The sequence below is a fragment of the Enterococcus sp. DIV1094 genome (assembly GCF_017316305.2).
In the GTDB taxonomy this organism is placed as follows: domain Bacteria; phylum Bacillota; class Bacilli; order Lactobacillales; family Enterococcaceae; genus Enterococcus_B; species Enterococcus_B mangumiae.
The window spans coordinates 2,661,369-2,685,383 of the sequence record NZ_CP147250.1 but is presented as its reverse complement, the minus strand read 5'-3'; the positions used below and the strand labels follow the sequence as shown (position 1 = coordinate 2,685,383).

The 24,015-nt window shown below is 39.7% G+C and carries 20 protein-coding genes and 1 other RNA gene; 3 read left to right on the top strand and 18 right to left on the bottom strand.

Going from position 1 to position 24,015, the window contains the following annotated elements:
• Positions 1–35: 35 nt before the first annotated feature.
• Positions 36–1,385 (bottom strand): DEAD/DEAH box helicase, encoded by a 1,350-nt coding sequence (locus DOK79_RS12785; RefSeq protein WP_206857375.1) that lies wholly within the window; start codon positions 1,383–1,385, stop codon positions 36–38.
• Positions 1,386–1,460: 75 nt separating this feature from the next.
• Entirely contained in the window at positions 1,461–2,606 is a 1,146-nt protein-coding gene (locus DOK79_RS12780; protein WP_206857377.1) for a VanZ family protein, read from the bottom strand.
• Positions 2,607–2,731: 125 nt separating this feature from the next.
• On the opposite strand from DOK79_RS12780, the gene DOK79_RS12775 reads away from it, so the two are divergent.
• Positions 2,732–3,058, top strand: a complete 327-nt coding sequence (locus DOK79_RS12775) for a hypothetical protein (RefSeq protein ID WP_206857380.1) — start codon at positions 2,732–2,734, stop codon at positions 3,056–3,058.
• Positions 3,059–3,213: 155 nt separating this feature from the next.
• On the opposite strand, the gene DOK79_RS12770 is transcribed toward DOK79_RS12775, so the two are convergent.
• From DOK79_RS12770 to DOK79_RS12735, 8 genes are all read right to left on the bottom strand, one after another.
• A complete protein-coding gene (locus DOK79_RS12770) occupies positions 3,214–5,526 on the bottom strand; it encodes a M60 family metallopeptidase (RefSeq protein WP_242543315.1) in 2,313 nt (770 codons plus the stop codon).
• 406 nt (positions 5,527–5,932) lie between these two features.
• A complete protein-coding gene (locus DOK79_RS12765) occupies positions 5,933–6,607 on the bottom strand; it encodes an HD domain-containing protein (protein ID WP_206857381.1) in 675 nt (224 codons plus the stop codon).
• A gap of 30 nt (positions 6,608–6,637) precedes the next feature.
• Positions 6,638–8,140, bottom strand: coding sequence for a carboxypeptidase M32 (locus DOK79_RS12760; protein WP_206857382.1), 1,503 nt, complete (start codon positions 8,138–8,140; stop codon positions 6,638–6,640).
• A 51-nt stretch (positions 8,141–8,191) separates the two neighbouring features.
• The gene (locus tag DOK79_RS12755; RefSeq protein ID WP_206857383.1) at positions 8,192–8,659 is read right to left on the bottom strand and encodes an ASCH domain-containing protein; all 468 of its coding nucleotides are present in this window, start codon (positions 8,657–8,659) and stop codon (positions 8,192–8,194) included.
• 82 nt (positions 8,660–8,741) lie between these two features.
• Positions 8,742–9,911, bottom strand: a complete 1,170-nt coding sequence (locus tag DOK79_RS12750; protein WP_206857384.1) for a THUMP domain-containing class I SAM-dependent RNA methyltransferase — start codon at positions 9,909–9,911, stop codon at positions 8,742–8,744.
• 169 nt (positions 9,912–10,080) lie between these two features.
• Positions 10,081–10,451, bottom strand: an RNA gene (rnpB, locus tag DOK79_RS12745) — RNase P RNA component class B.
• A gap of 17 nt (positions 10,452–10,468) precedes the next feature.
• Entirely contained in the window at positions 10,469–10,882 is a 414-nt protein-coding gene (gpsB, locus tag DOK79_RS12740) for a cell division regulator GpsB (protein ID WP_206857386.1), read from the bottom strand.
• Between the two features lie 88 nt (positions 10,883–10,970).
• Positions 10,971–11,510: a DUF1273 domain-containing protein gene (locus DOK79_RS12735; RefSeq protein ID WP_206857387.1), complete on the bottom strand. Its 540-nt coding sequence runs from the start codon at positions 11,508–11,510 to the stop codon at positions 10,971–10,973.
• Positions 11,511–11,574: 64 nt separating this feature from the next.
• Here DOK79_RS12735 and recU point away from each other — a divergent pair, with 64 nt between their 5' ends.
• Both recU and DOK79_RS12725 read left to right on the top strand, forming a co-directional pair.
• Complete coding sequence (recU, locus tag DOK79_RS12730; RefSeq protein ID WP_206857393.1) at positions 11,575–12,216, top strand: Holliday junction resolvase RecU; 642 nt, start codon at positions 11,575–11,577, stop codon at positions 12,214–12,216.
• Entirely contained in the window at positions 12,206–14,605 is a 2,400-nt protein-coding gene (locus tag DOK79_RS12725) for a PBP1A family penicillin-binding protein (protein WP_206857394.1), read from the top strand. The genes recU and DOK79_RS12725 overlap by 11 nt, the downstream gene beginning before the upstream one ends.
• Positions 14,606–14,697: 92 nt before the next feature.
• Here DOK79_RS12725 and DOK79_RS12720 read toward each other — a convergent pair whose 3' ends face one another.
• The 8 genes from DOK79_RS12720 to DOK79_RS12685 form a co-directional block, all read right to left on the bottom strand.
• Positions 14,698–15,060, bottom strand: coding sequence for a hypothetical protein (locus DOK79_RS12720; RefSeq protein ID WP_206857395.1), 363 nt, complete (start codon positions 15,058–15,060; stop codon positions 14,698–14,700).
• 5 nt (positions 15,061–15,065) lie between these two features.
• Positions 15,066–15,629, bottom strand: coding sequence for a hypothetical protein (locus DOK79_RS12715; RefSeq protein WP_206857396.1), 564 nt, complete (start codon positions 15,627–15,629; stop codon positions 15,066–15,068).
• Between the two features lie 24 nt (positions 15,630–15,653).
• Positions 15,654–16,178, bottom strand: a complete 525-nt coding sequence (locus DOK79_RS12710; protein WP_206857397.1) for a hypothetical protein — start codon at positions 16,176–16,178, stop codon at positions 15,654–15,656.
• Positions 16,179–16,202: 24 nt separating this feature from the next.
• Entirely contained in the window at positions 16,203–19,193 is a 2,991-nt protein-coding gene (locus DOK79_RS12705) for a BspA family leucine-rich repeat surface protein (protein ID WP_206857398.1), read from the bottom strand.
• Positions 19,194–19,339: 146 nt separating this feature from the next.
• Complete coding sequence (locus DOK79_RS12700; protein WP_206857399.1) at positions 19,340–20,518, bottom strand: hypothetical protein; 1,179 nt, start codon at positions 20,516–20,518, stop codon at positions 19,340–19,342.
• 74 nt (positions 20,519–20,592) lie between these two features.
• Entirely contained in the window at positions 20,593–20,766 is a 174-nt protein-coding gene (locus DOK79_RS12695; protein WP_206857400.1) for a hypothetical protein, read from the bottom strand.
• A gap of 47 nt (positions 20,767–20,813) precedes the next feature.
• Positions 20,814–21,374, bottom strand: a complete 561-nt coding sequence (locus tag DOK79_RS12690) for a hypothetical protein (protein ID WP_206857401.1) — start codon at positions 21,372–21,374, stop codon at positions 20,814–20,816.
• A gap of 47 nt (positions 21,375–21,421) precedes the next feature.
• Positions 21,422–24,007, bottom strand: coding sequence for a MucBP domain-containing protein (locus DOK79_RS12685; RefSeq protein ID WP_339092263.1), 2,586 nt, complete (start codon positions 24,005–24,007; stop codon positions 21,422–21,424).
• Positions 24,008–24,015: the final 8 nt, after the last annotated feature.

Genomic DNA, 24,015 nt, shown 5'->3' with positions numbered 1-24,015 from the left:
TTATAGTCATTCGTTTGATTGGACCAAGACTACTTTTATTGATTTGAGTTCTTTTTGTTTTTTCTGGCTGTACGCGTTTGTTGACGTCTTTCAATCTTGCGGTCTTTTTTATTTTTCTCCGCAATCGCCCAGTCAATTTTTTTCTTATAACCAGGTTTGATTTTTTTCTTTTTCTTCTTCACTAAACCAATCAATGTTGGATCAAGTGTGTCTTTTGATTTTTCACGTTTTGTCCGACGGTTACGGTCATACGTTTTAACGATCTCGCCATTTTTGATTTCCATTGGCTCGAAGACGACACCGATTTTTTCGATTCCTGCGATCAATTCTTCATCACTTGGTGAATACAACGTGATTGCTGTTCCTTTTAAGCCATTTCTGCCGGTACGACCGACACGATGGATAAAGAAGTCAAGATCTTCTGGGATCTCCGCATTGATGACATGAGAAACGCCTTCAATATCGATCCCACGAGCAGCTAAGTCAGTCGCAACGACATATTGATATTCTAAGTTTTGGACTTGACGCATCACACGCTTGCGTTCACGAGGGGTGATGTCTCCATGGATCTTCGCAACTTTCAATCCTTGATTTTTCAAGTAATCCGCGATTTCATCAACATGTTGCTTCGTATTTGCAAACACGATCGCTAAATAAGGATGGCCAATCGTCAAAAGTTGATAGATTGTTTGATTCTTGTCTTTCCCTTTTGTTGAAACTAACCAATTCTCAATATCTTCAGAAATCACAGCTTTTGGTTTGATTTCTTCGATGATCGGATTTTCCATATATTTACGTAAGAATGGGCGTAATTTTTCTGGGATCGTTGCTGAGAAAACTAAAAACTGTAATTTTTCAGGCAAGCGGCTAGCGATTTGATCGACTTCATTCAAGAAGCCCATATCTAAAGTCATATCCGCCTCATCTACGATAAAAGCAAACGCAGTATGGATCTTCAACGCTTGCTCATTCATCATATCAAGGATACGTCCTGGTGTACCTACGACGATTTGTGGTTGTTGGTGGTTCAAGCGACTTAATTGACGTTGTTTGTCTGTTCCGCCGACAAAATTCGATACACGGATCTCTGGATCAGAAAATTTTGCGATTTGAACAGCAGCTTCATAGATCTGTGTGGCTAATTCACGACTTGGCGCAGTGATGACCACTTGGACTTCTTCTTTGGTTGCATTGATTTTTTGAAATAGAGGCAAAAGAAACGTATGCGTTTTTCCTGAACCAGTTTGTGATTGCCCAATAATATTTTTCCCTTTTAAAATCAAAGGAATCAAACGTTCCTGTACTTCTGTTGGTTCTTGGAAACCTTTTTCTGCTAACGCTTCGTTGATAAACGGTTGAAAATTGAATTGTTTAAAATGACTCATTTCGACACCTCTTCTCTTTGTATTTTTCACGACTTTGGAATTATAACATAAATTTGCTTATTTTGCTTGAAAAGGTCAAGCTTTTCTCTCTTTGATCGTACTGATCGTATAGGTGTGACTTGCTTTTTCATAGAATAAAACGCGCTTCTTACGAATAAATGATAAAAATAGATTCAGACCGAAAACGATTTGTGCAACAAAGATACATAAGAAAATAAATACCGCGCTCATCTGTGTGACACCAGTCGCTTCATTGATGACTGGCCCAACAACTTGCCCTAACCAACTCAAACCGAAAAATAAGAAATAGAGATACGCGTACCTGATGAACAACGCGCGAAAACTGATCCGTTCCTTGCCTTCTTCGACTAATTTGATCCGTACGATTTTCTTCCCAAGTGTCCGTCCATTTGTTAAAAAAGGAAGAATCATGAAATACAAGAAAACTTGGATGAATACCCACCAACTGTATGAGGTAAATTCGCCACTCCCAATCGATAGACGGCCCACCACTCCTAGGATCGACGTACAAATGGACAGAACGAACCAATCGATCAAATAGGCAACTAAGCGACGTGTCAATGAAACTGTCTTTCCTTTTTCATATGATACTTCATCCATCCTTGCTCGTGTAGGCAACATAAACGTGAAAATCGGTGTCACGATGAAGCCAAGCATCCCTCCAAAGGTGTTTGTCAGTAAATCATTGACATCAAACAAACGATATGGGCGTGGATAAATAAAATATAACCCGGTTAATTGTGTCAATTCAAAAAAGAGCGAAAGACAAAAGCTTGCGATGACTGTTTTCACAAAAGACAGTCGAAAATAATATCTTAAATAGATCCCAAAAGGTAAAAGTAAAAAGACATTGAATAATGGCTCTAAAAAAACACTTTGTCTCATAGCCGGTAAATACGTACTTGGATCAGACAACACAAGAACAGTATTCGCTCTGAAATTGTACCAAGTTGCAAACAACTGCAATTCCATTTTCGGACCAGTCATTTGCGCCACTGCTTCTTTGGTCGGCAACGGTAAAATCACTAAAAAGTACGCACACAATAGATAAAAAACAAATGAATACAAAATCACTGCTCTTGTCAGGAGAAATGTCCCGTATTTTCGGTATTCATAAATAAAAAAGACAGCAGAAATCGCTAATGCGAGAAATGGAAATACGAGTAACGCAAAACGAATCGGCTCGATATAGCTTGCCATAAATATAAATCCTCCTTTGAATACAGTCATATTATCAGCATTGCTTCAAGAAACGCAAGTATTGACTAAATTATTTTTAAATTTCATCCACTTGAAGTATGATTGATATAAGGAGGCGATCTATTATGCTTAACATTTATTTTGTATTCGGTGTTCCAGCATTCCTACTCATTCTATATTTATTATTTGCTTTGATCCGCAAACGGACATCGATCCACTATTTGGGTTTTATCCTATTGATCATTGCCGGTTTTATGCTGGTTTTCAATTTACAGACATGGCAACAAGCACTTACTGAGCTTGCGCATACATCAAGCACAGAACTTTCCGCAGAACTTGGCTATTCTGTGTATTTGATTTGGGTGCCTATCACTATTGCGGGCTGTTTAGTCCTACTAAATGTCATCCGAGCTTGGCTACGTATCCAACAATTGCGAAAAAAAGAACGTTGAACTACATTACTGATGACAAATATAACTGAACGATCATCTAGCTTGCTTCCATCAAAGAAAATAAGGCGAAGAATCCAGGAAATAGCAACTATTTCTGGATCCTTCACCTTATTTTTATCTCGTTGATCGTATGGACAACTTTTTAGACAAAATGTCTAGCCTATCAATACCCAGACACTGTTCGTACTTGGATTTGCATTGACATTCCACCATCTTGCTTCATAAATCTTCCCTTGATAACGCACTCGTTCCCCACCAACATAACTGCGGCTGCTATTCCATTCAACCATTGATAGTGGACTTGTTCTTTCCCATGCCGCCGAAGTATCCGGGCGATCACCTCGAACCCACCATTTTGCACGATACTCGATTCCTTGATAGATAACTGTATCTCCAGCAACGTAGATTTGGTCACTTCTCCAAGTATCTTGGCTCGCTGCTTCTTCATTTGTTTTTACTGCTAATGGCTGGCTTTTTCCTGACTCATTCCCAGCTGCATCATAAGCACTCACTTGATAGGTATAAGTGGTATTGCTCGTCAAAGATTGATCGGTAAATGATGTGCCACTGATCGATTGGATACGGACACCATCACGATAAATGTGATAGCCCGTCACTGCTACGTTATCTGTAGCTGTTTGCCAGTTCAGCTGGATGCTATTCGTTGTGATCGTACCAGCTGTCAGACTACTCGGAACAGTTGGTGCCTGTGTATCAGCTTGCTCTTCACGTCTAGTGACGACCGTTAAAAATTGGCTTCTGCCCGATTCATTCCCTGCTTCATCAAACGCACTCACTTGATAAGCATAAGCTGTATTACTCACTAACTGTAAATCTAAATGTTCTAAACGATCGACAGTCGCTACTCTCACTGTATTACGATAAATATGGTAACCTTTCACGCCCACATCATCCGTTGCTTGGTTCCATTTCAGTTTCACTGAATTCGTCGTCACTTCTTCGGCGACCAACCCATTTGGTACACTTGGTGCTTGCGTATCCGTACTTTCGCCTTTTGTACGTAAAGTCATTGCATTACTTTTTGCTGACTCATTGCCTGCTTCATCGTAGGCGCTGACTTCGTAGGAATAAGCGGTGTCACTTGCTAAGTTTTGATCGGTAAATTCTGTTCCTTCAACAGAAGTAACTTTTTTCCCATCACGATAGATATGGTAGCCTTTAACTTTGATATTATCTGAGGCTTGATTCCATCTGATCGTTGCAGAATTCGTTGTGACTTCACTTGCTGTTAATCCTGTTGGAACCGTTGGTGCTTGGGTATCTTTGTTCTCTTCACCATCGATATTTCCGACTTCACCAGTCATTTCATCCCGGTACTCCCAAATCTTTTTGGTCAAGTTGGGTAGTTTCTCTAATTCTGCACGACTCTCTGGTGTGACTTCAATTCCCCAAGCCTCAAAGAACGGTAATAAGTTCTTGCCGCTTATTTTTGAAGCGGACGTAACGAAATATTGGCGTTTCGCTTGTTCAGATGGAAGAGAACGGGCTTCTTCTCGATAAAATTTATGTAAATTGGGATAAAAATCTTCTCCAAAAGCTAATTCTAATTGCCAGAACATTCCTAATCTAGTCCATATTCCTTGATTATCAAAATGCTTTTGCCCTGAACTATTCAAGTAATTAAAAATCGTAGAATACGTGTTTTCTTGTTCTAATCGACTGCGCACACCAAGTGCTTTTTGAGCCCTCAACGAAAAAATATTGACAGTGACTTCATCCAAACCTCGCCAATCCATGCGTGTCATTTGATAAATGTGTCCTAATTCATGCCAAATTCCCCATTGGTTTGCATTTAATGGATCAAGAACAACTTGCATCCCACCTTGTTGATGGTAACCAGTATGTTGGAAAAAAGCGTACATATACCAGCTATCTTGTGCTGTTTCACGCATATGTTGACCTAGATTGATTGGTAAACGATGTTGAGGGCCGCTGCCATCTAATCCGGATGTTTGATCGTGCAACTCAATTACTTTCAGATGACTTCTCAAAATCAGTTCAGGATCCTTCACCAAATTGATTGTTCGGTTTGAGCCTGTCAAGATAAGGCGATCAGCTACTAATTCATATCCTTGTGCATCTGGATGATTGGCTAAAATCGATGCCCATTCTTGTGTCGTAGTTTCGCCCAAAATAAACCGAGGGATCGTGACTCCTCCTCTAATCTCTACACTTAATTTTCCTTGAGCAGTTCTAGCTGTCTCATTTCTAAGATGAATGACACCTTCTTGATTTGTTGCAATGACATTTCTTCCTCTGCGCAATTGACCAATTTGATTCCAACCTTCAAAATTATCTTTTAATGCGGTACCAGAAATCGAATAAATAGGCAGTGCTGTCTGATCAGTCGTTTCATCAACATAGATCTCAATCGTATCCCCTGCACGTTTATAAATACCTGTTGATTGATTCGAACTCGGACCAAATTTGTTATCTAATACTGACATACGATAACTCATTAAATTTTCTGATTGTTTCAATTCTAACTTTCGAGAAACATTCTGGTTTTTATGTAAAGTTGAATAAAGTTCAGTTTTTATTTATACTGAATCATCCATCACAGACTCCACCGTATTAACATCTGATAAAATAACCATACTAAACAACAAACTACTTAAAATTATTGCTTTACCCTTTTTCAAAATAACACCTCTTCATTATTTTCTATTAATAACATAACTATAACACGTTGGATAAAAAGGTTTATTTTAGTTATTTCTCATGTAAGGAAAAATTGAAACCACAAAAATAATATTCTGTGCTTTGTTAACGAAATATATAGATTTTTTGATAATATAAATAAAAAAAGACTGAAACGTCTTCGGGAAAACGTTCCAGTCATGTATCATTCCATTAGCGATCACGCCAAGTTTGACGATCAGGTGAGTCAACTTCAACAAACCACTCTTCGTAAAACTCCTTCAAAAAGTCACGCATGAAGGCTTCACGTCGCTTCGCTTCTTGTTTAGCATACCTTGTATTCATTTGATCTGACAGTAACAACAATTTTTCGTAAAAGTGATTGATGACTGTCGATCCTTTCCGATAATCTTGTTTCTTCGTATAATTGATCGGTTGGATCGCAGGATCGAAAATCGGATGTCCGTGAAAGCCACCATAGTAGGCGGTTCGTAAGATGCCTATTGCTCCCAGAGCTTCTAAACGATCTGCATCTTGCACGATTTTCCCTTCTAAGGACAAATCGACCTGACCAGACAACCCTTTTGAAAAAGACATATTCTCGATGATATGAAAGATATGTTGGATCTCTGATTCTGCTAGTTCAATACTCGTTAAAAATCCTTTAAGATGTGCTTTTGCTTGTTCTTCATCTTCGACCACCTTGTCATCGATCGTATCGTGTAAATAGGCGGAAGCAATAGTGATAAAAGAATCAGCTTGCGGTTCTGTTTCTAAGATTTGACGAGCCAATTCAACGACTCGTTTTGTATGATCGACCCCATGCCCTGAATGATCCAAGGACAGTTGTTCCATACTATAGTTTGCTATTTTACTTAATTTATCCACTTCCGCATCCACCTTTTACTAGGAAATTTCTTAGGCTTCTTCGATACCGTATACGCTAAAATAAAGTTTTCTCATAAAATCGATCAAGTATTGCGGATTCAACGGTTCTCCTGTTGCATCTAAAATCAATTGATTTGGTTTTCTTGACGCGCCGTACTGATGGATTTTCTCTGTCATCCACTCTTTGATTGGAGAATAATCGTCAGAAGCAAGAATCTCATCGACTGAGAGATCTTTTTTCATCGCATGCACTAATTGTGCAGCATACATGAATCCTAACGCATAGGAAGGGAAGTAACCAAAACTTGCACCTGACCAATGGACATCTTGTAAGATTCCTTCTAAATCATTTGTCGGACGGATACCTAGATATTCTTCATATTTTTGATTCCATACTTCTGGTAATTTCTCAACTGCTAATCCTTCGTTGAAGATCATTTTTTCAATCTCATAACGAATGATGATATGCAATGGATACGTCAAGCTGTCCGCCTCAATTCGGATCAAGCTTGCTTTTGTGTGTTGTAGTGAACGATAGAAATCATCAAAAGAGATATCATCAAATGTGCCTTCTGCGCATTCTTGGAAGAATGGATATTGTTTCTCCCAGAAACTGCGGTTGCTACCAACGATGATCTCATTGAATAGTGATTGCGATTCATGGATACCCATTGACGTGCCTTCGCCCACTGGTGTATATAGATATTTTTCATCGATATTTTGTTCATACATCCCGTGGCCAGCTTCATGGATGCCCCCAAATGTCGCCATCTTGAAGTCTTCTTCATTCCAACGAGTCGTGATTCGCACGTCGTTACGGTTAACACCGATCATAAATGGATGGATCGTATCATCTAAGCGACCTCTAGAAAAATCATACCCTAATTGTTCAATGACGCTGACAACAAAGCGTTTTTGCTGTTCCTTTGTCATTTTACGTGAAAGGAAATCTGTTGCGGGCGCTGTTCCTTTTTCAACTAACGCCTGGCGGATGGAAATGATTCCCTCTTTTACTTGATCGAACACTTGATCCAAGATCTCTACTGTCATTCCTGGTTCATATTGGTTCAATAAAACATCATAGTCTGTTTTTTCATCCTTACGCCAGTAAGGAATCAACTGTTTTGTGATCTCGATATTTCTAGTCAACGCTGCTTCAAAATCAGCAAATTGTTTCGACTCACGAGATTCTTGCCATTTTGAATGAGCTTTTGACGTCGCAGAAGTCAATTCTTTCATTAATTCTTCAGGTACTTTGTGCTCTAATTCATAGTCTTCTTTGACTTTCTCAAAGACATCTCGACCAACTTCAGATAATTCGTCAGGGTGTGCTGAAAAATACTCGATTGCTTCGGCGATTTTAGGGCCTACTTTTTTTGAGAAGTAAAGTCCGTATAGATAGCTGTTGACTTCACTACGGTCTTCACTTGATTTTTCTGGCATGCCTGTTTGAATATCCCAATCAAGTACTGTTAGTGCTTGACTCATTAAATCGATCTCTTTAACTTCTTTCAAAAATTCCTTTTCGTTCATCCAAAAAATCCTCCAACTTATCCTAATTATCATTTATCCAATTGTTATATCTTACTTATATTTCCTTGCATCGATTAATTCAAACCGTTCAACAGCAAGGGGCATCTCTTCATAAAATTCTTTTCCAATTTGAGGCATCAACTCTTTAAAAAACTTTTTATGCACTTGATACCAGTAATCATAGCTCAAATCACCCTCACCCTCAGCACGGGCAATTTCTTCTGTTACTTCATTCATCGGCATTATCGTCATATCTGTATATTTTATGATACCTACAGGCTCGTCTTTACGATTTAAAACAATGGTATAACTGCCGATTTTAGACAGAGGGTCTTCACCGTAATACAGGCATTCATCGTAGGATGAACATGACGCTGTTTTGATCCCTTTTAAAATCAAGGCCGCCAACTCATCTGCCATCGGTGTTCCCTCCCAGCCCCACTGCTCTGCTGTCACATGTGTTGGAGGGGTTTCACCTTGCCAAAATTCTTCCCAATACTTTTTTGCTTGTTCATTCATTTTTATATCCTCCAAAAATCATCGGTTTTAAAGATTTTAAAGTCCCTAACCCGATTTTTCGGTGTCCATACTTATACCTTAGTTATTCGTTTTCTGTTCGTTCTTTTCTTGGTAGTCGCGTTCCCCAATATTGGAATAGATCCGTGCGCAAAGCACCATTGTATAACTTGCGTTTCTTTGTTGCTTTTTGTCCATAAAACTCTTCAAATGCCAGATCACTTGTCAAGATGTACTTGCTCCAAGTCTTCAATGGACGGAAAACTTCGCCCATTTCTTTGTACAAACGACGAACGGATTCTTCTTCACCTAAACGCTCACCGTAAGGAGGATTCGCAACGATCACACCGTATTCTTTTTCTGTTTTGAAGTCTTTCACTGCCCTTTGTTGGAAAGTGATGGAATCGCCCAAACCGATCTCTTCAGCGTTGGCTCTTGCGATACCGATCATTTGACCATTGATATCCGAACCAGTGATGTCTAATTCGATATCATAATCTGCCTGTTCTTCCGCTGCTGCACGAACAGCTTCCATTACAGACGCATCGAACCAATCCCATGTTTCACAAACGAACTCACGGTTGAATCCAGGAGCGATATTATGCCCGATAAGTGCCGCTTCAATACAAAGCGTTCCTGAACCACAAACTGGATCATAAAACGGGCGATCTTTTCGCCAATTTGTCAACATCACTAAAGCCGCTGCCATATTTTCTTTCAATGGTGCCCCACCTTTTTCTAAACGATAGCCACGTTTAAATAAGCTTGGGCCAGTAGTGTCAAGGGTAACTAACACATGATCTTTTAGCAAAGCAACTTCTAATTGGAAATGCGCGCCTGTTTCCGTCAACGGAACAGTTGCCGGACGATGATAATAAGTCCGCAGTCTTTCAACGATTGCTTTTTTAGTGATCGCTTGACAGTCTGGTGTACTATAAAGCGTCGATTTGATCGATTTCCCAGCTACAGGGAATGACGCATCTAAAGGAAGATAATCTTCCCATGGTAACGCTTTGACTTGCTCGAATAGTTCGTCAAAAGTCCGTGCATCAAATTCACCAACAACGATCTTGATGCGATCAGCTGTTCTTAACCATAGATTGACTGTTGCGATCGTTTCCATTGTTCCTTTAAAACGCGCACGTCCATTTTCTACTTGGCATTCGATCCCTAAGTCTCTTAGTTCTTTGCCGACTAATGCTTCTAAGCCGCTTGCCGCTGTCGCGATTAAATTAAATTCTCTATTTTTATCCATTTTACTCTCCTTATATCAAAAAAGAGTCTGGGAAATGAGTAAAATCCCAGACTTCCAATCCCCTAAATCCAACCTTTTCTATTTAAAAGCCACGATCTAGGAAAAAATATTTTAACGCTGATTTTTGAAGGCAAATCGCCTATCGCTTTGTTCCCTGAATATCGTGGTTTTCTATAAGCCATGTTCTGTACTTTGTTTTTCCAGGGAGAAAAAACAAAGCGGTAACCATCTATCTGCAGATCAACTGCCCTTTTGTCTCGTTCTGATTCCCCGACAAAAAGCGCCCCTACCGTTGTTTGGGTTGCTCGCTCGAGGGGTTTACCGCGTTCCACCGAACAAGTTTCCTCGTTCGCTTCGTCACTGTGGCACTTTCAAGGATACTGAAGCATAGCCTAAGCCTTAGCTTGTTTTCCTGCCGTTACTCTAAAAGAGTACCTTAGCTTATTTTTTCGCTAAGCACGAACACTACAGGCATCACAGCCTGTGCGAGCATGGACTTTCCTCAGCCTGGTCAAAGCCAGACCGCGATTACCCGAAAACCACAATCTATTCATTGTTTAGAACTGACGTGTTGCTTCGTTGTCATGTTCATTTGTTGATGTGTAATTGTTTGGATTAGGTGTTGCTGGTGGAACATTTCCTGCTTGTGCATCTAGTTTTTTACCAAATACTTCACGTTCAAGATTTGATAGACGTTTTAAAATATCAAAATTCGTTACTGCCGCACTTTTCGGTGTTTCTGCTTGTTGTGTGCGTGTTGGAGCTGCTCCTTGGTTTTTAGATAATTGAGCGACTTTTGCACTTAATTTATCGTTTTCTTCTTGTAAAGCAAGGAGTTGTTTGCTGTAAGTCTCGTAATCTTTGATGATATTGTCTAAGAATTCATCCACTTCGATCGGATCATATCCGCGCATTTTTGTTTTGAATTCTTGTTGTAAAATGTCTTTAGGACTATAAATCAAATTCGCCATATTTACACCTCTAGTTCTCATTTACGTATTCACGTTTCTACTTTTTTATTGTATCGGAAAAGACTTGATAAATCAAACACTATATTATTTATTCACTAAAATTTTGCAAATCGTCCATACTGACTGTTCGAATCTCATAAGGATGACCTTCTTGATATTTTAGTGCATCCTTCAAAAAATAGTCCGTTTTCCCAGGATATTCGGGGTCATAGATCAACAACGTTCCATCCGTATGCTGCAAAAGAAATTGCGTATGATTTCTCAATTGACTAGGCGATTGATACGGTTGATGACTGACCGCTTCACGATAGTCAGAAAGCTGTTCTACCAACCTTTTCTTTTCCTGATTATTCTCATTCCAACCACTTCCAAACTCTGCAAACGGGTAGATGATCCCCAGCTTCAAATCAGGGTAATCCATCTTCATTTCGGCAACGACTTCACCTGTCCATAATTCAACGCCAAGATTCCCGCTAATGATCACCCATTCCAATCCTTCCTCCACTAATTGAGTCAATTCATTTTTTAAAACTTTTTTAATAACTGTCATTTTAGGGTCATTATCTTTGAATATTCCTAATTCAAAACTTCGATAACCAGAGATATACATCACTTTTATACTATCCATTCCAGTTTCCTTTTCTTTCTCTGTGCTTTTTTGCTATAATGTGGCCTAGGAGAGTGATTCGATCATGGTGTTACGCTATCCAAATGGCCGTCCTTATATCAAGGATGCCTCGTCCAAAGAAAAAAAACAAGCAAAAAGGAACCCAAACACGGAGTTTGGCAATCGTGGGATGCGATTTGAAGAAGCCATCAATGAAAGCAACGAGTATTATCTGGCACATCAAATGGCAGTCATCCATAAGAAGCCAACACCGGTTCAAATCGTAAAAGTTGATTACCCTCGACGAAGTGCCGCTGTGATCAAAGAAGCTTATTTCGCTCAAGCCTCAACAACTGATTATAATGGTGTCTATCGAGGTTTCTATTTGGATTTTGAAGCAAAAGAGACGAAAAACAAGACTTCGTTTCCATTTAAAAATTTTCATCCCCATCAAATCTCACATATGGAAGCTTGCCAAAAACAAGGAGGAATCTGTTTTGTTCTATTATGGTTTTCTACCTTGCATCGTTGTTTCTACTTAGATAGTACTTATTTAGTACACTATTGGCATGAACAACAGGCACAAGGAAGGAAATCCTTGCCGCTTTCATTGATCGAAAAACTAGGTATCGAGATTCCAACTGGTTACGCCCCTCGCGTACCTTATTTGCAAGCAATCGATCAGTACTTAGAATCTAATGAAGGAGAACCAACGAATGCCAACTAATCAAACGAGATCTTCTAAACGAAGTACCTCCTCTTCTTCTGCAAAAAATGCAAAGAAAAGAGGAAAACAACCGACAAAAAAAGGCACTGGAAAAGATCGTAAAGGATTGATCACACGTATCCTTTTGATAGGTCTTTCCTTAATATGTGTCGCTTTTCTTGCAGGCGTCGGACTTTTTTGGTTTTATGCCAAAGATGCCCCTGAGTTGACCGATGAAAAACTGGATGCCACGGTTTCATCAAAACTGTTTACTAAAGATGGTGAACTCTTTGAAGATCTAGGGGCAGAAAAACGAGAAAAGATTTCTGCCAATGAACTACCAAAAACACTTGAAGATGCCATCGTTTCAGTCGAAGACCGACGATTTTATAAACATATCGGTGTTGACCCTGTTCGGATCATCGGTGCCGCATTATCAAACTTTACTTCTGGCGGGCTACAAGGTGGTAGTACATTGACACAGCAGCTGATCAAGCTCTCATTCTTCTCTACCAGTACCGAAGACCAAACGATCAGACGTAAAGCCCAAGAAGCTTGGATGGCTGTCAGACTGGAACAAACGAAATCAAAACAAGAAATACTGACTTATTACGTCAATAAAGTCTATATGTCTAACGGTCTTTACGGGATGGAAACAGCCGCTCAATCCTATTTCGGAAAAAGCTTAGGAGAATTGGATCTACCGCAAACCGCTCTTTTAGCAGGAATGCCTCAAGCTCCTTCTGCCTATGATCCTTATCAGTTTCCAGAGCAAGCCAAAAAACGCCGTGACACAGTATTGTATACGATGCTCCAAAACGAAAAAATCTCTCAAACAGAATATGACACAGCAATCAATACACCGATCACAGACGGGTTACAAGAATTAACACAAGAAGACTCCAATGCACGAATCGTTGACAATTACGTCAAAGAGGTCATCAATGAAGTCCATGCGAAAACAGATAAGAATGTTTATACTGACGGTTTAGATATTTACACAAACCTAGACTTAAATGCACAAAAACACTTATACGATGTTGTGAATACTGATCAATACGTGACTTTCCCTGACGATCAAATGCAAGTTGCGACTACGTTGATCGATGTCAATACCGGACAAGTCAAAGCACAGATCGGTGGACGAAACATCCCAGATGATGTCGCTTTAGGAAACAACTTAGCTGTCAATACTTCTCGTGACTTTGGGTCTACGATGAAGCCAATCACTGACTATGCACCAGCATTTGAAGAATTGAACTATTCAACAGGTAAATTGATCGCCGATGCACCTTACAATTATGAAGGAACCACGATTCCTGTCTCCAACTGGGACAATCGTTACATGGGCATGATCACTTTACGTCAAGCACTATACCTCTCAAGAAACGTTCCTGCTGTCAAACTTTTCAATGAAGTAGGCGCAGATAAAGTTGCTGAATTCTTGAGTAATTTAGGGATCGAATACAGCACGATCCACCAATCAAATGCGATTTCAAGTAATACAGAACAACAAGATGGGACAAAATACGGTGCTTCTTCTGAAAAAATGGCTGCGGCCTACGCTGCTTTGGCAAACGGTGGTACTTATTATAAACCACAATACGTCAATCGGATCGTCTTCCAAGATGGCACAGAAGAAACCTTCGAACCAGAAGGAACAAGAGCCATGTCCGAAGAAACAGCGTATATGGTTACCGACATCTTGAAGGACACGATCACTCGCGGAACCGGTACGAATGCCGCAATTCCAGGATTGATCCAAGCAGGTAAAACAGGTACATCTAATTATACAGACGAGGAATATGCAAAATTAGGTACGACAACTGGTGTTTATCCTGATATTTTATTTGCAGGTTATACACCGAACTATGCGATCTCCGTTTGGACAGGCTATAACGACAAAATGACACCGATCACTTCCAATGCAACAGATGTCGCTTCCGATGTCTATCGTGAGTTGATGCAGTTTGTCTCGGCAAATGTAACAAATACGGATTGGACGATGCCAAGTGGCTTGTACCGTTCTGGTGGCGAACTATTCTTTAGAAATCAATCGTCATCATCTGGTAATACAAACGCTACTGTGCCATCTGTAACGATTCCTTCTTCATCTGAAGTCGTTCCAGTAAGCCCGGTTCCTGAGTCTTCAACTAGTGAAACCGTTCCTGAGACATCAACAAGCTCAACGACTCAACCTAGCACTGAAGAATCGACACCACCAAGCAGTGAACCAACAGAACCTAGCAGCGAACCATCAACAGAACCACCAGCATCTTCTAGCGAGGAAACACCACCACCTGAATCCTCTGCTACGCCGCCAAGTTCTGAAGATGCGAATGCTGCTGGTGATAGTGGAACGCGAACATCCCGTTCTTCTCGAGCTTCATCCAGAAGTAGTAGTGATTGATCAATAGAAAAAGCCATCCGGAAAGGATGGCTTTTTTTCTCGTATTCGGTCATTTTTCAACGATTACTTTTCTGCTATCTTTATCATTTCATTCATTTAATATGATACTTTTGTTTTTTACAAAACAAGATAACTCCTCCGCAAATACAAATGATTAGATAGCCTAAGAAAACGATTCGTTGATCACCTATTGTTCCTGTTTCAGGTAGTTTTTTTTGACTTACCCCAGAAAGATCGGCGACTAAAGTCTTATGTTCGTTTGCTTCGTTTTGCTCTTCAAAGGTCGTCCCAATCGTACCAGATACGCTAATCGTATGATCGGATTGCACTGCTTCTGCCTTGACTATGGTCGAAAATGATAAGCTGATAATAAGAAGCATGTTTAGTATACATAAAACTTGCCATTTTTTATTTCTAGTCTTCCCCATCTTACTATCTGATAGTAGATTTTCCATTCACTTTATGCCTCTACCGCAAAATTTAATACGAGGTTAAAACTCGGATTACTTTCTACAGATGCGTTTTTTGGTGTCGCATCTCCAATAAACTGGAAGTTTCCTACTGTATTACTCCCCTGATTACCTGACAGGGTAAATAAAGGCGTAGCTGTCACTGTCGAAACTCCTTTGTTAAATAATTCGATCGTGTTGATCGTCAGTCGATCCACTTCACTCATCTCTTTGATTTCTGTGACATTCGAGACTGTTGCCCGCACACTTAGCGCAGAATGATTTGTCACTTGGTAAGAAGGAGAAGTAATCTTTTTATGCTCAGATTCTTCTGTTGTATGGAAAATGGCTGTTGTTGGTATTGTCACATTGATCCATCGATCTAAATTTTCTGGGTTCGGACCTGGCTTTGTATTATCAAATTCACCAATAATCCCCTTTATAGTGATATCTCCCGAGGTTGTACCCTCTCGACCATCGATTGTTTGGAGTGGATTAGCAAAAGCGGTAGCTCCACTCATACATACTCCCGTAACTGTTAGAATACTTAATACTAATTTTGTTGCTCTCTTCATTTTGGTAGCCTCACTTAAATTGGATTAGTTATTGATTAATATAGTTATTTCTGCTTCAGTTATTCCTTGCTTTTCTTTGGTTTCTGGATCATAGATATTGACTGTCGCTGTCGCTGGATATTCTCCTTTTTCTAATGGCCTCTTCAAATAGACAGATTCAACCAATTGATTGGGATAGATAGCGCCAGAAGAATAAATCACTTCTTTCGTGTCAGCGAGCATAATATCGACCGCAATCGGATAAACATTCGTACCAGGATTGACGATTTCGATCGATCCACGACTCCTGCCATTTTCAAAAACTGCTTCTGGGTTGATCTGCAAAGTGAAATAATTAGCATCTGCTACTTCTTGTGCACGCTTAGAGATCCGTTGATCACTCGCATCACTAATTTCAGGTAGTAATTCTGCACTGATAACAGGGACGGGATCTTTTTGACTGAACCAATACCAACTACCAATAACAAGAATAGTCAAAGAAATAAGTAACAAGGTAACAACTTTCTTTCGTTGTTTTTTCTGCCGATTGGCACGTTTTGGTTCTTTCATTGATTAAATGTCTCCTAGTCATTTTTATTCACTTACAGGATTGATCTCAGATATTTTTCTTGGGACAAATCGTAAAATGAGACGATAAATTGGAACTAACGAGTCTTCATAATAGCCACCTTGTTCATATTCATTGTCCGAGATCCATTTAGGGTATGGGCCATAATATCGACCAGTTAAATAGAAAGGTACGCTTGTATTTGGCGCGACTTGAGCTAAGCGCTGCTCACTTGTTCGTTCATACAAAGGAATGTTCGTTCCATTAGAGCTCACCTGTAATTCCATCAGTGGTTGCTTGATATCAGAGAGTTTTTTCATTTGTCCATCTTGCAGATAAGCGTGATCTAAAGGATTTTCATTTTCCTTTAGCAAGGTGATCCCTGCATCCTCCTCAACAATAAATTGATTGACATACGTATCGACCGAAAGTTCCGAATGATTACGTATCTCGTAATCTGGACTAGTAAATTCCCGATTGGTTTCTTCTCCTTGATAGAGTGATTCAAACATCATTTTAGTTGGAATCGAAACTTTTAGATGATGGATCTTTGAACTTACATCAATGCCTAGTGAAAACTGATAGGCTTTGTTCCCTACTTCCAAGGTGGCAAAATATGTCCCATCTTCTACTTCGCCATTTGTTAAATCTGTAGCCACTATTTTAATTTCCTGACTTTGATCGGCCTGTGATAAAACATCGTGTGCTGATGCTTGACTTTCTTTCAGAATCAATTCATGCAGTTCTGCTTCACTGGTTAGCCCTTCTAATTTAGAACGATCTAATGTGAAGTTATTTGCAGTATAGTCGATTCCTTTGATTACCTTTTCATCAATAGTCAGATCACCTGTCGTTTCTACGGAAGGTTTAGATAGACTGAGTGTTACCTGTGTATCTGTTGCTAACCGCTCATTTTCTTCCAAGGGTATCTCAAACTGACGAATCTGTTGATCCGGATCTTGGTATTCTCCCCACTTGATCCTTGGCGATTCGTTAGTCACAGTCATTGTTTGTCCCGCTGTATTTTGATAGGTGATTGTTCGCATATCTGTTACTTCTGTCATCCAGCCAGTGATTGCAGTTGATTGATCACTAATTGGGTCTAATCCTGCCACTAATTCTTCCGGACGAAAACGCTCCCACACATAAGTTCCTGGATGATTTCCGTCATAATTTTCCATAAATTCATTTGAATTCTCAAACGTGATTGTTCGAACGGAACTATCCAAACTTTCTTCAAGGACCCATCGGCCTGTATACTCCGCTGTAGGAACGATATTTCGTAAGCTGGTATTTCCGATAACTGATTCTTCTCCTAATTTAAGGGATGAAAGTCTTGATGCAAGATAGAACATGCCCCTAATATCTTTATTTCTTGTGTTCCAATTACTCAAATCTAATTCAGTTAGTGAAGAGGAAGACATAAATAAATTCGTCATACTGGTCACATTCTCAACATTCCATTGACTGACATCGATATCCTCCAAGTTGTATGTCCAAGCAAATGCGTGGCTCATATTCGTCACATTAGACACATTCCATTGACTAACATCTAACTTTATTAAATTGCTCATCCAAGCAAATGTAAAATTCATACTGGTAACATTTGAGACATCCCACTGACTGATATCTAACTCTTTTAGAGCCGAAGTATGTGCAAACATCTCATCCATATTCGTTACCCTAGATGTATTAAAGTTTCCTGTACCTTCAATACTTGCCAACTGCCTTGCCTCGCTAAAAAGAAATGCGCTATTTTCCGGTAAAAGTACCTCGTTGGTGACAGCGATAATTTCAACTTCTGAATGGACTTTCCAAGGTGCTTCTGGGACTGATCCAGCTATCCCGCCATATAAGTGGATGGTTTTCGTTGCCTCGTCGTATTCCCATGGGACGGTTCCCCATAACTGCTGATTCTTCCGATAGATATAAGTGACTGTCTGCTCAACATTTGTGAAAACACCTGTTGCATTTTCTGGGGTAGCAACCAACTCCCAACCTTCGATTTCTTTTGCTTCTGTGCGATATGATTCACCGCTAAATCCTGATAAAATATCACTTTGTGCTAACTCATTCCCTGCTTCATCCAAATAACGTACAACGACACTACCTTGTTGCAAGCGTTCATAGTTAGCTTGGATGATCACAGGACCCGTCCCCATCCGTAAACTGGTATTGGCAAGATTACTGTTCGTGATTATTGCGCCATTTTGTGTTTGAAACTGCCAATTGATAAACCGATATCCGACCGCTGGATTCGCGTTCAAATTGATGGTTGCTCCTTGTACACCAGATGAGGCTGAAGCCGTGGGATTGCCACCAATCGCCGGGTTGGCTTGCACGCTCAAACTATGGGTGATTTGTTCGTAAACTGCTCGAATCGTCGTATCTCCTGCCCCCATCGTAATAGACGTACTTGGACTCGTTCGGTTAGCGATAGTCGTGTTTCCAGAAACAGGTTCCCACTGAACAAAGCGATATCCATTCGAAACATTGGCATGGATCGTGGTCGTTTCACCTTGCGAAAGTATTGTTTGATCCGCTCTTGGATTTCCTCCAGCATTTGGAGAAGATTGGAAATTTAAGTTGTAAACCCTCTCATATATTGCTCGTATCGTTACCGTCTCATGCACTGGTGGTCCTATAGGGCCTCCTGTAGCAATATTAAGACTTGTTGTTTCTGCATTTAGATTGCTTATCGAAGCACTCCCTCCATTGATTAGCTCCCATCGAACAAAACGAAACCCTTGGTTCGGATTTGCACTGATAGTGTATAATAAACTTCCCCCTGGCGGAGTTATATGAGGCATAGAAATAGGTCTACCACCTTCTGAAGGACTTGCTTCAAATGTGATTGTTGCATTTCTCTCTATTCCTAAACCTAGATCGTTTTGGTTTTCAGGAGCGGATTCACTAGTTTCTGATCCATAGGCAAAATGAAAAGGCAGATGGGTCAAAAGAACAACAATTACGGTCATTAAGATGATTGTTTTATTACTATTAATTTTGCTTTTCATTGGTACTCCTTAACTTTTAGCTATTGCAATAAGCGAATATTTTTTCTTTGTTAGAGTTCTTATAATTAAACAACGTGACGATTCGTCAGACAATTAATCATTGGTATCCCTAATTGATAAAATTTTTATCAATTAGAGATACTTTTTTATACACGTTGCTCTTTAGGGGAAGAACTACGTAATTTCTCTGAACTCTTGCGTTGCATGATTTCTGCTGATTTGCTTATGCTTGCCTCCATTTTGTTTTGTAGCTTACTAGGACTAGGAATACTTGTGGCTAAGGAAGGGGGTAAAGTTTTTTGAGTCAGTCTTCGTTGCTTCACTTCATGTGAAGTCCTCGTGCGATCACTCACATTGAATAAAGCCTCTGCTTTTGCATGATCTCCTTTCATAGCTAACGATCGAGCTTTCTGTACAATATCTAAATCATTTTTCAATTCATTGATCTGATTTTTTAATTGGCGATATTTTTGCCGGTTAAAAATATACTTACTAAAAAAATTGATTCGTTGTTTTTTACTTTTTAATTCGGCTAATTCATTTTGTTTCGTATTGAGTTTCATACTGTACTTTTCTAAGTTATGATTTTTTACGATGTTTTCTTTTAACTCATGAATTTTTTCAAAAACGGAATGAGTATTTCGATAGTAAGCTTGATCTTCTTTCCAGTTTTCGATAAAGTTATTAAGCGCTAATTCACTTTGTTTTTCATGTTGCTTGAACTTGCCATAGAAACTCGCGTCATTAAAACTAGAATCCATCTTAAAGTCATATCTTTTTTTATGCATTTCGATTTTATTACCTAATTCCTTGATGTTTTTTTCATCCTTTGATGAACCATACTGATCAAAAAAAACAGATAATTTTTCAAATTGCTCGTCAAGATCACGATGGATCATTTTTTTTGCTTTTTTTAAATCTGCTCGAACGGTTGGCGACATCTCTTTCATTTGGCTAGACAAATCTGTACTTTTTTTCAATTTACTACTTTTACCAATTTTAATTCTTTCTGCTTCTCTTTCTCTGATTAACTTTGCTTTTTCTGCTTCATATTCATCATAGCGGAAATCGCTCATATCTTTGAGGCGATCTATTTTCGCTTGTATCTCTGAAATTTTTTCTGTTAATTTCTCAATCTTCTCAGGATCATTTTTTACTTCAGTATCTCTCGATGCACTTGATGAAGCAATCGGCTGTATTTGATCTCGTGCAGCGATCAGCTGTCGCACGTTATTTCTCTCTGCTACTAAGCGATCGTACTCAGGATCATTTATATCTTTTATACGTTCAATTCTTTGATTTAATTTTACGAGTTGTTCATCCATTGTCATTCCCACTTTCTTAAAGAAATCCTTTAACTATCTTCGTGATATTATCCATGAACAAAATGACTTATTTCCTATTTTTTATTCTTCTTTTGTAACGAACGTTTGAACCCCTCTGATGATCGGACACTCTCTAAATAGACACGTTCTTGTTCTCTCTTGTTTTCTTCTATCCTCTTCATTGTTTGGATTCGCTTGGCTTCGCGGCCTACTCTTCGTTGTTCATCACGCATACGATCATGTTCCATTATTTCTCCTCCAATCGTGATGTCCCAAAATGATACTTAAAAATTCTTTATGATCGCTGCAACGACGGTCTTCTTGTTAATTGATTATTTTTAGACAACTGATTGATTTTATTACTTTTACTGATTGCCTCTTTTTTTACTGAAGCAAAACTTAATTTTTTGATTTTAGAAACAGATTGTTGTTTGGCCGCCTTCACCGTTTTAGCTTCGGCAGATTTAATTCTTCGTTGTTGAGATGTTGCGCTGATACCCAATGTTTTTATACTTTTCAAAAGATCAAACTTCATGAAGTTCGCTCCTAATTTGTATAAAAACTGAAAAAGGTTCCGATTGGTTTTTGTTGCAATATTTTTTACAACAGGAGCTTTTTCTTTTGAAGCTTCCATTTTGACAGGTTGTTTTTTTGCTGACTTCGTCGTATTCGCAGATGCTTCTATTGGTGATTGCTCTTTTTCTTTCTTTTTTGTGATTCTATTTTTGATCATCTTCGTTACTTTGACGACAAATCTTCCTAAATACTTCAGTCCCATAAAACCAATTTTGGGTGATTTCAGGGATGTTTTTTGTAGCATCTTTACCTCTGGATCTGGCTGTTCATTTGTGATCATCGAATTCCTCCTTTAAACTAGTAGAGTGTCATCATTGGTTTTTAAATTTAGTTTGCTTTTTTTAGCTTTTTCCATAGGACAAAGGCGACGATAGATGTTCCTACTATAGTTAAATAAATGTCTGCTTGACCATTTAACTTTGGTAATGAACGATTCTCTTGCTTTCTTCTGGTTTTGACCCCATCATTTTTTTCGATTGATGGTTTCTTGTTATTTACCTCTTTCCCTGGTTTTGTTTCAGGTTTTGTTTCAGGTTTTGTTTCAGGTTTTGTTTCAGGTTCTTTATCATTGGGTTTACCCTCCTCTTTTTCTGAGGTCTCTTCATTTTTGACATAGATGAATTTTATTTCTTGCTCATCATCAGTAAACACACCAGTAGGTTGCCCGATGATTTCTTTGACTTCCCAACCATCTATTTCCATTGGCTCTGCCTTAAAAGCTTCTCCCCATTTTCCAAGTAGAATTTCCATTCGATTTTTTTCAGGTGCTTCCTCAAAAATATGATTAACGGCTACTTGACCACCGACTTTACGCTCGTATTGGATCGTCACCGCTTGTGCTTGTTCCGTCACCGTCACTTGTGGCAACTCACCTTTTACTCGCCACCCGGCTTCTGTTCGTGGCGTCAATTCAAACCGATCACCCACATTCCCAACATCTGTAATCACTTCGCTCGTATTCAGAGAAGAATCGCCTATGAATTCATGATTTACGGTGATTGCACCTCCAGTTTGTCGCTCGTATTGGATTGTCACCGTTTGGGCTTGTTCTGTCACCGTCACTTGTGGCAACTCACCTTTTACTCGCCACCCTGCTTCTGTTCGTGGCGTCAATTCAAACCGATCACCCACATTCCCAACATCTGTAATCACTTCGCTCGTATTCAGTGAGGAATCGCCTATGAATTCATGATTTACGGTGATTGCACCTCCAGTTTGTCGCTCGTATTGGATTGTCACCGTTTGTGCTTGTTCTGTCACCGTCACTTGTGGCAACTCACCTTTTACTCGCCATCCGGCTTCTGTTCGTGGCGTCAATTCAAACCGATCACCCACATTCCCAACATCTGTAATCACTTCGCTCGTATTCAGAGAAGAATCGCCTATGAATTCATGATTTACGGTGATTGCACCTCCAGTTTGTCGCTCGTATTGGATTGTCACCGTTTGTGCTTGTTCTGTCACCGTCACTTGTGGCAACTCACCTTTTACTCGCCATCCGGCTTCTGTTCGTGGCGTCAATTCAAACCGATCACCCACATTCCCAACATCTGTAATCACTTCGCTCGTATTCAGAGAAGAATCGCCTATGAATTCATGATTTACGGTGATTGCACCTCCAGTTTGTCGCTCGTATTGGATTGTCACCGTTTGGGCTTGTTCTGTCACCGTCACTTGTGGCAACTCACCTTTTACTCGCCATCCGGCTTCTGTTCGTGGTGTCAATTCAAACCGATCGCCCACGTTTCCTACATTTGTGAATGTCTCACTTGTATTCAAAGTGGTGTCACCAATAAATTCATGATTCACCGTGATCGCTCCGCCTGTTTCACGTTCATAAGTGATCGTTACGGTTTGCGCTTGTTCTGTTACTGTCACTTGTGGCAAATCTTTTACTCGCCAACCGGCTTCTGTTCTAGGCGTCAATTCAAACCGATCGCCCACGTTTCCTACATTTGTGAATGTCTCACTTGTATTCAGAGTAGAATTGCCGATAAATTCATGATTTACTGTGATCGCTCCACCTGCTGTTGGATTCTTTGTATAAACAAACTCAACAACCGTTTCAGTCCCAGCTGCCATCTGACCAGAAGCACTTGCGCTTCCAGATGATAATCTGCTAAAGGTATATCCCGGAATGGCTGGTGGTGTATACGCATAGTTTTGTCCAACCTCCATTTGTTCTATTAACGGATCTCGGAGTTCATTACCTGCCTCATCGATATATCTCACTCTGATTGAATTTTTTGTCCGCAGTGACAATGTGCCCAAATTAAGATCAGTAAGTGTAATGCCCCCTACATTAATCGGATTGTTTCCAAAAAAATCAGCAGTTGTTGGATCAATTGCCCATGTATCTAAATAAAGCGAACTCAAGTTAAGATTGATTGAGTTAGTATGACCATTTGTAGCACTCATCTGTGTCCTAGTAACTGTCACATCAACTCTTGTAAGATTTCCCGTGGTCGGGCCAATTACCCTACTAATGGTCACTCCCGAAGGAAGATTTGTCGCAGTCACCTCACCTATGCTAAAATTACCTGACAGATTAGGTGCCTTTCCATAACGCATCTGAGTATAAAAGTAATTGGGTACAGGCGTATTTCCACTCTTACCTCCCGTAAGTGCTGGAATCCAACCACCTTGATCTGTTACAAGGGCATAGGTAGGAATATTAATCGAAAAACTTACACTATCCCCCACATTAACCCCTAAAGAACTATCTACTTGTGGTGTAGCACTGATCTGTTGAGAGATTGCGTTTTCTCCTTCGTCATACAACCATGCACGTAAGCTCTTTCCTTGATGTATCTCATCGAGCATATAATCATTAAAAGTAGCATAAACACTCACTGGAAAATACAAGAGCAACAAGATGACGCTAAATATGCTCATTAGTTTGATTTTATTCATTGAATCTC